The organism is Halococcus hamelinensis 100A6, from assembly GCF_000336675.1.
Lineage (GTDB): Archaea > Halobacteriota > Halobacteria > Halobacteriales > Halococcaceae > Halococcus > Halococcus hamelinensis.
On record NZ_AOMB01000030.1, the window covers coordinates 156894 to 169783 of the forward strand.

A 12890-nucleotide genomic window follows, 5' to 3' on the forward strand; every position below is an offset into this window, starting at 1 on the left:
CTCAGTCGAGCAGTGCATTGACATCGGCAGGGTCGACGTCGGCCGCCGCGGCGATCTTGGTGAGTGTCTCCCGGTTCCCGGGGTCGTCCTCGTCGACGGTGTGGTCACGAGCGCCCGACTTGACGCTCTCGAGCTTTTCGCGAGCTGCGTCGTCGAAGGCGAGACCACACTGCTGACAGAAGTGAGCACCAGGTCGAACGCTCGTCCCGCACTGCGGGCACTGTTCGAGGTCGGGCGTTCGAGCAGTCCCCTCCTCGATCCCGTAGTGTTCGAGGATGGATTCGTTCATCTCGCGGTCCTCGAGCGGACCGTATCGCGAGAGCATATCCGAATCCTCGACGTGGTGCGACCGGTGTTTGATCTGCTGGTCGGAGAGCCCGTCGAGCTTCCAGTCGGCGATCGTGGTATCCCGCCAGTTGTGCGGGCGGACGCGCTCGCGATCGATGTCGATGTCAGCCCGATTGGCAGTCGTGTAGAGCATCTTCCGGACGGCTCCCGTCGAGAGCGCTTCACCGGGACCGGAGACGATGTTGTCGTCGTCGGACTTGGTGAACAGCGGGGCATCGTCATCGTTCGGCCTCGGGTGGACACTGAGCCAGTTGACCAGGAGTGCGCGAGCCCAGGTGAACGGCCGCGTTCCCTCGGCATCCTTGTTTCCGGGGAGGTCCTGGACGGTGTACTCGCCGGCGCTCTCGGTGAACTCCACGTCGTGGATCCGAAGATTACAGAGCGCGCCGACGCGCATCCCCGAGTCACGGAGCATCGCCATGATGGCCTTATCGCGGGCGGCGTTTCGACCACCCGCGGCGGCGTCGAGCATGGCACTCACCTCGTCGTCGGTGAGGAGCTTCGAGGGGTCGATGGTGTCGTTGGCGGTGGCGACCCTGCCGATGACGACCTCCTCGGCCCAGTCGAGATCGGTGTGCTCGGCGTAGCGTTTCAGCGCTTTTCGGTAGTTTCGGAGAGTGCCGTCGGCGAGGTCGTGGTCGAGTTCGAGGGCGTCGTGAAAACCGTAGTAGTCGTCGACGTCGAATTCGATGAGGGGCTTGTGGGCGCGCTCGGCAGCGAGTCGGCACCGGTTGAGCGTGCCGACGTTGGTCGACTTCTGGATACCGTTGACGTTGCGCTGCTGGACGAGCGATCGAATATTCTTCCGATCGCGTTCATCGATGTCGGCCGATCGGAGCTTTTCGAGCTGCTGACTGTACGCCTTTTCGAACCCCTGGACGTCGCCGATCTCGGCCATCGTGGATCGAGCGATGGACGGGTGGACTATGAACGTCTAGTGCGTAGTCTGCCCGGGACTATTCAACTGTTGTACAAAATCCCTCCCGCTAATAGCCGTTGTTCTTGGGGTGTCACCTGATATCGTCGATCCGAGTCGGACGGCCATCTTCCGCCGTCGTCGACAACCGACCGTATCCGGAAGCTATCGGGACTCCATCTCGGGCGCGTCGACTTCGAGGATCCGTGCGCCGCACGCGACACAGGAGACGGCGAGCACGTCGTGCGACCGACAGCAGGAGCGAACGGTGCTTTCGCCGAAGACCACCTCGCCGCCGCAGGTCGGACAGCGATCCAGGAAGACCCGGAGACCGTTGACGGCCTGACTTCGGCCTTCTACCGGGAGTCGACCCCAGCCGTCGTATCGCGACGAGAGTTCGACCGCGGCAGCGAGGTCGGCGAGGAACGCCGCGCGGGACTCCCAGTAGCCGACCGGTCTGGTTTCGGTGTGCGCCATCACGACGCCGTCGGGGTTCTCGTCGTCGAGGTGGACCGCCTCGTCGATGCCCAACAGCGTCTGAAGGGCGCGTTTTTCGGTTCCCTCGGTTCGGATCCGGTCGATGCGCTCGTGCCACGCGGTACGGAACGCCGGGGTGAGGCGGAGGTCGTCCGCCTCGGGGTCGGGTTCGACGGCGTCGGCCGCCGACAGCACCGCCTCGGGGTCGTCGAGGAGCGTCGGCTCCGAGGCTTCGGTCGGTCGATCGGCCGCCGGTCGGTCGGTGGGGGTCGTTGGATACGAGTCGGCTTTGTCGAAGGCGCGAAGCACAGGTTCGGGGAAGTAGCGCCGGGTGAACGTCGGCGTCCCGGGGACGAGGTATCCCCGGAGGTAGATCGCGAGGAGACCGAACGCGAGCACGCCCGCGCCGGCGGGAGGCCAGACGAGCGCGACTACCGCGCCGGCCACGGCCGCGATGCCGACGTTGGTCGCCGTACACGGGAGACACCGGTTCTCACCGGTGTACTCGGGTCGACGGAATCGATCGAGCGAGAACGCTGAGCACACGGTCGTTTCCCGTTGTCGCCAGCGTCGTATAAACGTAGCCGCCCGATGGTCGGTCGCGAACGGATCCCGATCCCGTCGCTGGAGACGTCGACGACACGGCTGCGGCCCGACCGTATATCCCTCGTTTCCCGGTCCTTATCCGACGGACGGCACTACGATCGACCGATGACTGATGGCTCCGATCGCTCGACCGAGACGGTCCGAAGACGATCGAGCGTCGCCGACCACACCGCGGTCGTCACGGGCGGGTCGAGCGGCATCGGGCGCGAGATAGCCGCGACGTTCGTCGCCGACGGGGCCGACGTGGTGGTCTGTTCGCGCTCGCAAGCGGACGTCGAGACCGTCGCCGACGAGCTGAACGGCCAGGACCTCCCGGGCGAGGTCCTTCCCGTCGAAGCCGACGTCACCGACTGCGAGGAGGTCGAAGCGCTCGCCGAGGCCACCGTCGAGGAGTTCGGCGACGTCGACGTCCTCGTGAACAACGCGGGCGGAGGCGGCGACCTCTCGCATCTCGACTCGCTCGACCCCGACGAGTGGGACCGCCTCGTTCGGGTGAACCTCACCGGCACCTACAACGTAACCCGTGCGTTCGCCGACGCGCTCACCGACGGCGGCGGCGCGGTGGTCAACGTCGCGAGCATGGCGGGCGAGTACGGGATCCCGGGGATGTCGGCCTACGGCGCGGCGAAGGCGGGTGTCATCTCGCTCACCCGCACGCTCGCGAACGAGTGGGCCGCCGAGGACGTCCGAGTCAACGCGGTCTCGCCGGGCTACGTCGCCACCGAGACGATCAAAGAGCGGATGGGCGTCGACGACCCCGACCGGAGCGACGTCGACCGCGAGATCGGGACCCCAGGTGAGGTCGCGGACCTGGTCCGTTTCCTCGCCAGCCCGGCCGCCTCGTTCGTCACCGGTCGTTCGGTCGTGATCAAGGGTCCGCCCGTGACGCCCGCCGACCCGGACTCGGCGTAACGAATCCACCGCGTCGACCCGACCGCTTATCCCGATTCGGCGGATCGTCCCGGTATGGCAGACGTGACCATCGACATGGACGACCGGGAGCTCGAGGACGCCGCCGCCGAACTCGCCACCGCTCGCGACGGCCTCGGTGCCGACGGCTCGCTCACCGTCGACCTCTGGAACCTCGACGCGCCGACCGCGTTCGCCTTCTTCGAGGGGGCGCTCGACGCGGGCTACCGCCCGACGATCACCGGCCTCGACGCCGAGCCGACCGGCAATCAGAGCGTCCTCGGGATGCTCCAGGACGACGAGAAGGTCCACATCGACCGGCTCTCGCTCGAACTCGGGGCCTGAGGACGCGGAACGGTATTTTACCCGTCTCGGGTGCGTACGCCGAGCCATGACCGTCACCGAGCGAAACCGACTCGATAACGAACGCAGTCCCTACCTCCGCCAGCACGCCGACAACCCCGTCAACTGGCAGCCCTGGGACGACGACGCGCTCGAGGCGGCCCGCGAGCACGACGTCCCGATATTCCTCTCGATCGGCTACTCGTCGTGTCACTGGTGTCACGTCATGGCCGACGAGAGCTTCGAGGACGAGCGGGTGGCCGAACGGCTCAACGAGGACTTCGTCCCGATCAAGGTCGACCGGGAGGAGCGGCCCGACCTCGACAGGCTCTACCAGACCGTGATCGGGATGGTCTCCGGACGGGGTGGATGGCCGCTGTCGGTCTGGCTCACGCCCGATGGCCGGCCCTTCTACATCGGGACCTACTTCCCGCCGGAGGCGAAACGCGGCCAGCCCGGGTTCCTCGACCTCCTCGATTCGATCACCGAGGCGTGGGAGACCGAGCGCGAGGACATCGAGGGACGCGCCGACCAGTGGGCCGATGCGATGACGGGCGAACTCGAAGCCACCCCGGAACCGGGCGACCCGCCGGGGAGTGAACTCCTCGAAACGGCTGCGAGGAGCGCCGTGCGAAACGCGGACCGGGAGTACGGTGGCTCGGGTCGGGGTCAGAAGTTCCCACAGACCGGCCGGCTCCGGCTCCTGATGGAAGCCGCCGACCGGATCGACGACGAGGAGTTCGGGACCGTCGCCCGTGAGGCGCTCGACGCGATGGCGGATGGGGGATTGCGCGACCACGTCGGCGGCGGGTTCCACCGCTACACCACCGACCGCGAGTGGACGGTTCCCCACTTCGAGAAGATGCTCTACGACAACGCCGAACTCGTCCGGGCCTACCTCGACGGCTACCGGCTGTTCGGCGACGAGCGCTACGCCGAGGTCGCCCGCGAGACCCTCGGCTTCGTCGAACGCGAACTCACGAGTCCCGAAGGAGGATTCTTCAGTACGCTCGACGCCCAGAGCGTGGACGAATCGGGCGAGCGCGAGGAGGGTGCGTTCTACGTCTGGACACCAGACGAGGTTCACGATGCAGTCGGCGACGACCGCGCCGCCGAGCTGTTCTGCGAACGCTACGGGATCTCCGAGTCGGGCAACTTCGAGAACGGAACGACGGTGCTGACGCTGGCTGCTGACGTCCAGGGGCTCGCCGACGAATACGACACCACCGTCGAGGAGGTCGAGGCCGACCTCGAACGCGCCCGCGAGGCCGTGTTCGCGGCGCGCGCGGAGCGCTCGCGACCCGACCGCGACGAGAAAGTGCTGGCGGGCTGGAACGGGTTGATGGTCGCGGCGTTCGCCGAGGCGGGGCTCGCGCTCGACCCCCGGTTCGCGGAGACCGCAGTGGCGGCGCTCGACTTCGTCCGCGAGGAGCTCTGGAACGAGGAGGAAGAGCGGCTCTCCCGGCGGTACAAGGATGGCGAGGTGAAGATCGACGGCTATCTCGAGGATTACGCCTTCCTCGCGCGCGGCGCGCTCGCCTGCTACGAGGCGACCGGCGACGTGCACCACCTCGGGTTCGCGCTCGACCTCGCGCGAGCCATCGAATCGGAGTTCTGGGACCCCGAGGAGGGGACCCTCTACTTCACGCCGAGCAGCGGCGAGTCGCTCGTCGCACGCCCACAGGAACTCGACGACCAGTCGACGCCCTCCAGTACCGGCGTCGCGGTCGAGACCCTGCTCGCGCTCGACCACTTCGCCCCCGACGAGGAGTTCGCCGGGATCGCCGAGAGGGTGCTCGAAACCCACGCCGAGACAATCGAATCCTCGCCGCTCGCACGCGCCTCGCTCGCGCTCGCGGCCGAACGTCGTAGTGCGGGATCGCTCGAACTCACCGTGGTCGCCGATTCGCTCCCCGACGCGTGGCGCGAGCGGATCGGTCGGGAGTTCCTCCCCGGCCGGGTGCTCACGCGCCGCCCGCGGACCGACGACGACCTGGGGACCTGGCTCGACACCCTCGACCTCGCGGAGTCCCCACCCATCTGGGCCGACCGAACCCAGCGTGACGGCGATCCAACGGCCTACGTCTGCCGGTCGTTCACCTGCTCGCCGCCACAGACGGAGATCGAGGAGGCGCTGTCGTGGGTCGAGAAACTCGGTCCTCAGGACGGATCTGACCCCGAATCGGAACTCGGCTTCGACGGGAACTGAGAACGATTCTCACCACCTGATTCACTGGTGACCCGAGACGGGCACCGGCCCGTAGGGCTCTTCGAGGTATTCGATGTCGCTCTCGGCGAGCGAGATGTCGAGCGCCGCCACCGCGTCTTCGAGGTGTTCGACGCTCGTGGTGCCGACGATGGGCGCGTCGACCCAGTCCTTGTGGAGCATCCACGCGAGCGCGATCTGGGCCATCGTCGCCCCTTCGTCTTCGGCGAGCTCCTCGACGCGTTCGTTGACCTCCTGGCCGCCGTTCGCGGCGTAGGGGTGTTCCTTCGCGTAGTCGTCGGTCTCCGCCCGAGTGGTGGTGTCGAACTCCTCGTGGGGACGGGTGAGGTAGCCCCGCGCGAGGGGACTCCAGGGGATCACTCCCACGTCTTCCTTCTCACAGAGGGGTAGCATCTCGCGCTCCTCCTCGCGGTAGGCGAGGCTGTAGTGGTTCTGCATCGTCGCGAACCGTTCGAGGTCGAGCGAATCGCTGGTGTGGAGGGCCTCCGCGAACTGGTGGGCCCACATCGACGAGCCGCCGATGTAGCGCACCTGATTCCGGCGGACGGCGTCGTCGAGGGTCCGCAGGGTCTCCTCGATCGGCGCGTCGTAGTCCCAGCGGTGGGTCTGATAGAGGTCGATGGTGTCCATCCCCAGCCGGTCGAGGGAGTGCTGGAGCTCCTGTTCGATGGCCTTGCGCGAGAGCCCCTGGGCGTTGGGGTTGTCGTCGTCCATCGGGTTGAAGACCTTGGTGGCGAGCACCAGCCAGTCGCGGTCGTAGCCCGAAAGCGCGTTGCCGACGACGCGCTCGGACTCGCCTCGCGAGTACATGTTCGCCGTATCGAAGAAGTTGATCCCGAGATCCACCGCTCTATCGATGATCTCCTGGCTCTCCTCCTCTTCGAGCACCCACTCGCGCCAGTCCGAACTCCCGAAGCTCATACAGCCGAGACAGATCTTGCTCACCGTCATGCCCGTGTTACCGAGGGTCGTATATTCCACGCCGTTCGTTCGGTGGCAGCCCGCAAAAACCTATGCGGGCCGGCGGGCTACTCCGTATCTATGCCGCCCGAAATCGAGCGGACCACGGACGGCCGCCGACTCGTGGTCTCCCGCTCTATCGAGGTGCCAGCCGATGTCGTCTGGCGAGTACTTACGGACACCGAGCGCTGGCCCGAGTGGGGACCGTCCGTCGCGGCGGTCGAGTGTGCCGACCGGTTCGTCACCGCCGGGTCGCGTGGCTACGTCCGACCCCCTGGCCCGGGATCTCTCCTCGGTCGCGGTTCGGGCTCGATGGGGCCTCGAATACCGTTTCGGATCGTCGATTGCGAGAACCACCGCTGGACGTGGCGGGTCGCGGGGATCCCGGCGACGGGCCACCGGGTCGAGGAGGAAGGAGAGACCTGCCGGGTCGCCATCGAGGTGCCGATGCTCGCCGCCGGCTACGTGCCGGTCTGCCGGCGAGCGCTCGGCGAGATAGCGCGGGTCGCGCTCTGCGAGCGATGACCGACTATCGGGCGGAGACGAGCACGTCGCCGACGGAGTGGAGGTCCGCTTCGAGCCCCTCGCCCTCGCAGTCCTCGTTCGGGCACGCGAACCGCCAGCCGTCCGTCGTCGCCGTTCGTTCGGCGAATCGGTCGCCACATACCTCACAGAACAGCTGGGCGTCCGAGCAGCCGTCGCGGTGGAGTTCGAGTTCGAGTTCGCTCCCGAAGGTCCGCTTGCAGTTCCGGCAGGTGTGAGTCATGCCGAACTCGTCGACCCCCTCGGATATATGCATGCCGCTTCTCCCACGAAACTGACACGATAGCGAGTGATTCTCTACCGTGGTTCCGATCGGAGAGCGTCACCCACGGGAGACGAGGGGTTTTGGTGGACGAGGCCCTCCATCGGCCATGCCGACCTACCAGCACGAATCGCGGATCCGTGCCCCGTTCGAGGACGTCTGGGACTTCCACTCGGGTATCGAGGGGCTCACCGCGGTCACGCCCGAATTCATGAACCTCCGGGTAGAGGCGTCGCGCGGCCCCGACGGCGAGCCCGACCCCGATGTTCTTGAGGAAGGGGCCACGGTCGACCTCTCGATGCGACCGTTCGGCGTCGGGCCGCGCCAGGGCTGGACCTCGACCATCGTCGAGCGTCGCGAGGAAAGCGGGGCGGCGCTGTTCCGCGACGAGATGACCGACGGGCCGTTCCCGAGCTGGACCCACACCCACAGCTTCTACGCCGACGGCGAGGCGACCATCGCGCGCGACCGGGTCGAGTACCGGCTCCCGTTCGGCGAGCTCGGCCGTCTCGCCGGCCCGTTCGCCGTCGTCGGGTTCGAGCCGATGTTCCGGTACCGGCACGCCGAAACGCGACGGCTGCTCGAATAGTCGGCGTCGGCGGACGGTAGCGACCAATTATTAGTCTGCGGCCATCTCGATTCGTGTATGGACGTCCGTCTGCTCGAAGCCACCGACGACCCCGAGCGCGTGATCTGTACCGCGGCGCGATGCGATTACTCCGCGGAGTACGTCGGCGACCAGCCGTTCGAAGAGCTCATGTCGACCATCGAGGGCGACGACCTCGACGAGAAGAAACGAACCCTGATCGGCCACCTCCTCTCCCATGGGCACTTCGGCCCGTTCGAGCATCCCCAGGCGACCTTCGCGGTCGAAGGGATCTCCCGGTCGTGCATGGCCCAGCTCCCCCGCCACCGCCACGTCTCCTTCGACGTCCAGTCGATGCGCTACGTCGCCTTCGACGAGGTCGATCCCGACGAAGTGCGCGAGGGCGCGATGGTGGTGACGCCGCCCGCCGTCACGGACGCCGACTGGATCGGCCGTAACCAGCGGCAAACGGATACCGACGAGGCGACGGTCGAACGGCGGCGGGAGGTCTTCCGCGAGTCCGTGACCCAGTCGGTCGAGTCCTACCAGGAGCTCCTCGATTTGGGCATGGCCCCCGAGGACGCACGGTTCGTGCTCCCCATCGGGACGGAGGTCAACCTCGTCTTCTCGCTCAACGCCCGGATGTTGATGCACGTCGCCGACATGCGTGCCGCCGCCGACAGCCAGTGGGAGATCCGAGAGCTGACGGAGTCGATTCTCGACCTCGCGGCGGAGTGGTGTCCGGTGACGTTCGAGTACTACGACGAACATCTGAAGGGGCGGAAGAATCGCTTGGCTCCGTAGGTGTGAGACCCACCATGGTGGTCACAGTGTTTTTATATAGCGGTGCGGTGGTGTTGAATAGATGAACCGGCTGTGGGCGTTCGGCCTCGTCGCGATGGTTCTGGTGGGAGGCCTCGCCCTCGCCGGACCGGCGGCGGCCCAGCCGGGGGCGACCAACGCGTCGAGCCCGTCGTTCGGCGAGACCCAGTTCGTCGTCACGGTCTACGAGAACGGCTCGGCCCGATGGACCCAGCGGTACAACCAGCCGCTCGCGAACGAAACCCGAACCCAGCAGTTCCGGACCTACGCGGAGGAGTTCAACACGGAGGAGACGCCGCTCTACACCGACTTCAGACAGCGGGCGACGGACCTCACCGCCGCCGGGTCGAACGCCACCGGGCGCACGATGAGCGCTCGGGGGTTCACCCACACCGCCGAGGTCACCTCACAGCCGAGCACGACCGGCGTCGTGGAGATGTCCTTCCTCTGGACGAACTTCACCGCGCCGAGCGACGGTGGTGTGACGGTCGGGGACACCTTCGAGAACGGCATCTACCTCTCGCCGAACATGTCGATCGAGCTCCAGGCCGGCCCGAACCTCGGGGTCGACTGGTCGTCGGTGGAGCCGACGCCCGACGCCTCGACCAACGGGTCGGGAAACACCTCCGACTCGCTGACCTACTTCGGCGAGACCCAGTTCGCGAGCGGCCAGCCCCGGGTCACGTTCACCGAGTCCTCGGACCCGGTCGGGGGGCAGTCGATGCTCACCTCGCCGCTCCCGTGGGCGGTGCTCGCGATCGCCCTCGCGGTCGTCCTCGGTGCAGTGATCGTCCGGCGTTCGTCGGGGCCGGTGTTCGGCTCGGCGGACGAAGGGGAGACCCCACCCGCCGAAGCGCCGGCGGGAGCAGAGTCGGCGACGCGCAACGGGTCGGGGAGTGACGCGGACGCCGACGACCCCGACGGTCCGGCCACGCCGGCGGTGACGAGTGCCGACCTCCGGAGCGACGAGGACCGGATCGTCGAGATGCTCGAAGCCAACGGCGGGCGGATGCAACAGACCGCGATCGTCGAGGGGACCGGCTGGTCGAAATCCAAGGTCAGCACCCTCCTCTCGGAGATGGCCGACGACGGAACGCTCACCAAACTCCGGGTCGGCCGCGAGAACATCGTCAGCCTCGCGGGCCACGAACCCACCGCCACCCGGTCGCCGTTCGACGACGAATGACCGGGCGAAAACACAACGGTTAAACGGGATTCGTCGTTATCACGGAATGCACTCGGACGCCCGCGACGGACGGGCCGATTGCGCTCCGGTGGTGTAGTCCGGCCAATCATATCACCCTCTCACGGTGATGACCAGGGTTCGAATCCCTGCCGGAGCACTGAACGATTCACGAGCGAAGCGCGCACGGCGTGGATTCGAGCCAGCGAGTCACAGCGGTCGTGCGACCGACCGTCTCGCCCGATTCGAATCCCTGCCGGAGCAGTTCTTCACGTTCTCCACGAGTCGAGCAGTAGCACGACCGCTCTTCGGGAACGAAAGGGGGAAGGGTGGACCACGGGGGAGTGCTGCAACGGTGATGCCACGCAACGCGTCCCTCGCGAGTCCTACATCAACGATCATGGCTAACTGTAATAAGCGTTGTGCATCGATCGGTTCGAACGAACGGCTGTGTCGAGCGCGCTCGTCCCTCGGTACCGACACTCGTTACGGTTTTATTACAAGTGTGGGTGTGTCACAGTGTATGACGGGAGACGACCCGCTCGGGTTGGCAGTCTACGACCACCATCGCGGCGAACGGGACGAACCGCTGGTCGACCGCGACGGCACCGCGACCCGCGAACAGCCGATCCAGCGGTTCTACTTCGACGCGCGCGACCCCGAACGCGAGGCCGCCGAGTGGGAGTCGTCGTGGCTTTCGGGCCCCGCGCTCGACATCGGGGCCGGTGCGGGCCGGGATACGCTCCACTTCCAGGCGGAGTTCGAGACGGTGGCGCTCGAAGTCAGCGAGCGCCTCGTCGGGACCATGCGCGAGCGCGGCGTGCGGGACGCCCGGCTCGGCGATATGTTCGCGCTCCGCGAGGCGTTCGAGCGCGACCGGTTCCGCTCGGCGTTCGCGTTCGGCACGCAGGTCTGCCTCGCGGGGTCGATGCAGGGCCTCCGGCGGTTCCTGGGCGACCTCGCGTTCGTGACGACCCCCGATGGGACCGCTCTCCTCCACAGCTACGACCCCGACCGCGAGGCCACCAGCGAAATCCTCGGCTACCGCGAGGACCCGACGCCGGGGCTCGCCCACCGGGTCTACCACACGACCTACCGCGACCAGCACGAGACCCTGTTCTTTCGACTGTTCAGCCCCGACCGGCTCCGCGAGGCCGCCGTTGGAACGGGCTGGCGAGTGGCAGAGGTACGTCGGTTCTCGACGGACGCGAACGACTACGTCGCGGCGCTCGAAAAGCGGTGAGCGTTCGAGCTACCGGTAGGCTTCGCGGAGGAAGACGAGCGCTCCGCCGAGCATCGCGAGGTTGCCGAAGAAGGCGAGGCGTTCGCCGTCTTTGGAGTCCTCGTCGGCGTTCCAGAAGTCGTGCATCGTCGCGGTCACGAGGGTGAGGAAGGTGACGACGCCGCCCGTCGCGAGCCGCGGGAACCGCCAGCACGCCAGCCCCAGCCCGCTCGCGACCATCATCCCCGAGGCGAACGGCGCGACGAGGTCGGGCATCGGCACCCCCGCCGACTCGGCGTACTCGACGTTGTCCCCCATGTCCCGGAAATCCTCCGAGGCCTGGAGCGCCAGCCCCAGCCCGAGCACCACCCGACCGAGTCGCGACGGCCGGTCCGCCTTCTCGCTGGACTCGTCCATACCCCATCCAGACCGGGCGGTACCAAAAATCTATTCGAGGGGGAAACCCGCCCGAACAGAGCAACGCATCGACCAACCGATGGATGTCGCCATGTTATATCCTTCGGGCCCGCCGATCGGGCGATGACGACGGAATTCCCCCCGATCGGGCTCGGGACCTCCGGGATGGACGACCCGGACGACTGCCGTGAGAACGTCGAAACCGCTGTCGAGGCGGGCTACGGCCACATCGACACCGCCCAGATGTACGGCAACGAGGCGAGCGTGGGCGAGGGGNGCCAGCCCGCTCAGAGATGTGTATAAGAGACAGGGGTGGAGTCGGTCGACCTCCTCTACGTCCACTGGCCCACCGACGCCTACGATCCGGGGGACACCCTCCCGGCGTTCGACGAGGTTCGCGACCGTGGGTGGACCGACCACGTCGGTGTCTCGAACTTCGATCGCGACCTGCTCGCCGACGCGCAGGAGGTGCTGGACGCGCCCATCGTCGCGAACCAGATCGAGATGCACCCGCTGTTGCCGCCGACGGGCGCGATGCTCTCGTACTGTGCCAACCACGACGTCGCACCCGTCGCGTACTCGCCGCTGTGTCGGGGTGACGCCCTCGAACTCGACGAGGTCGTCGCGGTCGCCGAAAAACACGACCTCAGCCCCGCACGGGTGCTCATCGCGTGGCTCGCCGATCAGAGCGTCCCGGTCGTCACGAAGGCATCGGGGACCGACCACATCGAGGACACCCTCGCCGGCCTCGACCTCGAACTCGACGACGAGGACCGAGCGCGCATCGACGGCGTCGAGCGACGGTATCGTCGGTTCGACCGCGACGGCTCGCCGTGGAACTGACGCGACTCGAACGTTTATGCCGGTGCCCGCCGAACGACCGGCAATGATCTACATCCCTCTACCGCAGCTATCGGCTCGTGACGATGGCCGAATCACCCCACGTCGACCGGGTCGATGACCCTCGGCGACCTCTGGTTTCTGGCCGACGAGGCCGACCAGCGTGCGGCCCAGGCCTACCACGCGCTCACGACCGACTACGACGCCACCCTCGAACGGTCCCGTCACCG

13 protein-coding genes, 1 tRNA gene and 1 pseudogene are annotated in these 12890 nt (G+C 67.2%); 10 read left to right on the plus strand and 5 right to left on the minus strand.

Annotated elements, in window-relative coordinates; all coding sequences use genetic code 11:
* Nucleotide 1: 1 nt before the first annotated feature.
* Both C447_RS09965 and C447_RS09970 read right to left on the minus strand, forming a co-directional pair.
* Nucleotides 2–1246 (minus strand): tyrosine-type recombinase/integrase, encoded by a 1245-nt coding sequence (locus tag C447_RS09965; protein WP_007693444.1) that lies wholly within the window; start codon nucleotides 1244–1246, stop codon nucleotides 2–4.
* Between the two features lie 183 nt (nucleotides 1247–1429).
* Nucleotides 1430–2287, minus strand: coding sequence for a hypothetical protein (locus tag C447_RS09970; protein WP_007693446.1), 858 nt, complete (start codon nucleotides 2285–2287; stop codon nucleotides 1430–1432).
* Nucleotides 2288–2452: 165 nt separating this feature from the next.
* On the opposite strand from C447_RS09970, the gene C447_RS09975 reads away from it, so the two are divergent.
* Genes C447_RS09975 through C447_RS09985 form a run of 3 tightly spaced genes read left to right on the plus strand, consistent with a single transcriptional unit; the run spans nucleotide 2453 to nucleotide 5807 of the window.
* A complete protein-coding gene (locus C447_RS09975; RefSeq protein ID WP_029602002.1) occupies nucleotides 2453–3259 on the plus strand; it encodes an SDR family NAD(P)-dependent oxidoreductase in 807 nt (268 codons plus the stop codon).
* A gap of 54 nt (nucleotides 3260–3313) precedes the next feature.
* The gene (locus C447_RS09980) at nucleotides 3314–3601 is read left to right on the plus strand and encodes a hypothetical protein (protein ID WP_007693453.1); all 288 of its coding nucleotides are present in this window, start codon (nucleotides 3314–3316) and stop codon (nucleotides 3599–3601) included.
* 46 nt (nucleotides 3602–3647) lie between these two features.
* Nucleotides 3648–5807: a thioredoxin domain-containing protein gene (locus tag C447_RS09985; protein WP_007693455.1), complete on the plus strand. Its 2160-nt coding sequence runs from the start codon at nucleotides 3648–3650 to the stop codon at nucleotides 5805–5807.
* A 21-nt stretch (nucleotides 5808–5828) separates the two neighbouring features.
* Here the strand turns inward: C447_RS09985 and C447_RS09990 are convergent, their stop codons facing one another.
* The gene (locus tag C447_RS09990; RefSeq protein WP_007693458.1) at nucleotides 5829–6806 is read right to left on the minus strand and encodes an aldo/keto reductase; all 978 of its coding nucleotides are present in this window, start codon (nucleotides 6804–6806) and stop codon (nucleotides 5829–5831) included.
* Between the two features lie 60 nt (nucleotides 6807–6866).
* On the opposite strand from C447_RS09990, the gene C447_RS09995 reads away from it, so the two are divergent.
* Entirely contained in the window at nucleotides 6867–7310 is a 444-nt protein-coding gene (locus C447_RS09995; protein WP_007693460.1) for an SRPBCC family protein, read from the plus strand.
* Nucleotides 7311–7314: 4 nt separating this feature from the next.
* Here the strand turns inward: C447_RS09995 and C447_RS10000 are convergent, their stop codons facing one another.
* The gene (locus tag C447_RS10000) at nucleotides 7315–7551 is read right to left on the minus strand and encodes a hypothetical protein (RefSeq protein WP_029602001.1); all 237 of its coding nucleotides are present in this window, start codon (nucleotides 7549–7551) and stop codon (nucleotides 7315–7317) included.
* 148 nt (nucleotides 7552–7699) lie between these two features.
* Here C447_RS10000 and C447_RS10005 point away from each other — a divergent pair, with 148 nt between their 5' ends.
* The 5 genes from C447_RS10005 (at nucleotide 7700) to C447_RS10025 (ending at nucleotide 11424) form a co-directional block, all read left to right on the plus strand.
* Nucleotides 7700–8179, plus strand: coding sequence for an SRPBCC family protein (locus tag C447_RS10005; RefSeq protein WP_007693463.1), 480 nt, complete (start codon nucleotides 7700–7702; stop codon nucleotides 8177–8179).
* Nucleotides 8180–8236: 57 nt separating this feature from the next.
* Nucleotides 8237–8980, plus strand: a complete 744-nt coding sequence (gene thyX / locus C447_RS10010) for an FAD-dependent thymidylate synthase (RefSeq protein WP_007693465.1) — start codon at nucleotides 8237–8239, stop codon at nucleotides 8978–8980.
* Nucleotides 8981–9041: 61 nt separating this feature from the next.
* Nucleotides 9042–10184 (plus strand): helix-turn-helix transcriptional regulator, encoded by a 1143-nt coding sequence (locus tag C447_RS10015; RefSeq protein WP_007693467.1) that lies wholly within the window; start codon nucleotides 9042–9044, stop codon nucleotides 10182–10184.
* A gap of 82 nt (nucleotides 10185–10266) precedes the next feature.
* Nucleotides 10267–10341 (plus strand) — tRNA-Glu (locus C447_RS10020).
* A 363-nt stretch (nucleotides 10342–10704) separates the two neighbouring features.
* A complete protein-coding gene (locus C447_RS10025; protein WP_007693470.1) occupies nucleotides 10705–11424 on the plus strand; it encodes a methyltransferase domain-containing protein in 720 nt (239 codons plus the stop codon).
* Between the two features lie 9 nt (nucleotides 11425–11433).
* Here C447_RS10025 and C447_RS10030 read toward each other — a convergent pair whose 3' ends face one another.
* Nucleotides 11434–11820: a DoxX family protein gene (locus C447_RS10030; protein WP_007693472.1), complete on the minus strand. Its 387-nt coding sequence runs from the start codon at nucleotides 11818–11820 to the stop codon at nucleotides 11434–11436.
* A gap of 123 nt (nucleotides 11821–11943) precedes the next feature.
* Between C447_RS10030 and C447_RS10035 the strand changes: the two are divergent.
* Nucleotides 11944–12663 (plus strand): annotated as a pseudogene (locus C447_RS10035) (aldo/keto reductase).
* Nucleotides 12664–12890 lie beyond the last annotated feature (227 nt).

Excerpts from the sequence above, each read along its gene's own strand:
- thyX (WP_007693465.1), top strand. The coding sequence starts at position 8,237 with ATGGACGTCCGTCTGCTCGAAGCCACCGACGACCCCGAGCGCGTGATC.
- C447_RS09980 (WP_007693453.1), top strand. The coding sequence starts at position 3,314 with ATGGCAGACGTGACCATCGACATGGACGACCGGGAGCTCGAGGACGCC.
- C447_RS10005 (WP_007693463.1), top strand. The coding sequence starts at position 7,700 with ATGCCGACCTACCAGCACGAATCGCGGATCCGTGCCCCGTTCGAGGAC.
- C447_RS09985 (WP_007693455.1), top strand. The coding sequence starts at position 3,648 with ATGACCGTCACCGAGCGAAACCGACTCGATAACGAACGCAGTCCCTAC.
- C447_RS10025 (WP_007693470.1), top strand. The coding sequence starts at position 10,705 with ATGACGGGAGACGACCCGCTCGGGTTGGCAGTCTACGACCACCATCGC.
- C447_RS10000 (WP_029602001.1), bottom strand. The coding sequence starts at position 7,551 with ATGACTCACACCTGCCGGAACTGCAAGCGGACCTTCGGGAGCGAACTC.
- C447_RS10015 (WP_007693467.1), top strand. The coding sequence starts at position 9,042 with ATGAACCGGCTGTGGGCGTTCGGCCTCGTCGCGATGGTTCTGGTGGGA.
- C447_RS09995 (WP_007693460.1), top strand. The coding sequence starts at position 6,867 with ATGCCGCCCGAAATCGAGCGGACCACGGACGGCCGCCGACTCGTGGTC.
- C447_RS09965 (WP_007693444.1), bottom strand. The coding sequence starts at position 1,246 with ATGGCCGAGATCGGCGACGTCCAGGGGTTCGAAAAGGCGTACAGTCAG.
- C447_RS10030 (WP_007693472.1), bottom strand. The coding sequence starts at position 11,820 with ATGGACGAGTCCAGCGAGAAGGCGGACCGGCCGTCGCGACTCGGTCGG.
- C447_RS09975 (WP_029602002.1), top strand. The coding sequence starts at position 2,453 with ATGACTGATGGCTCCGATCGCTCGACCGAGACGGTCCGAAGACGATCG.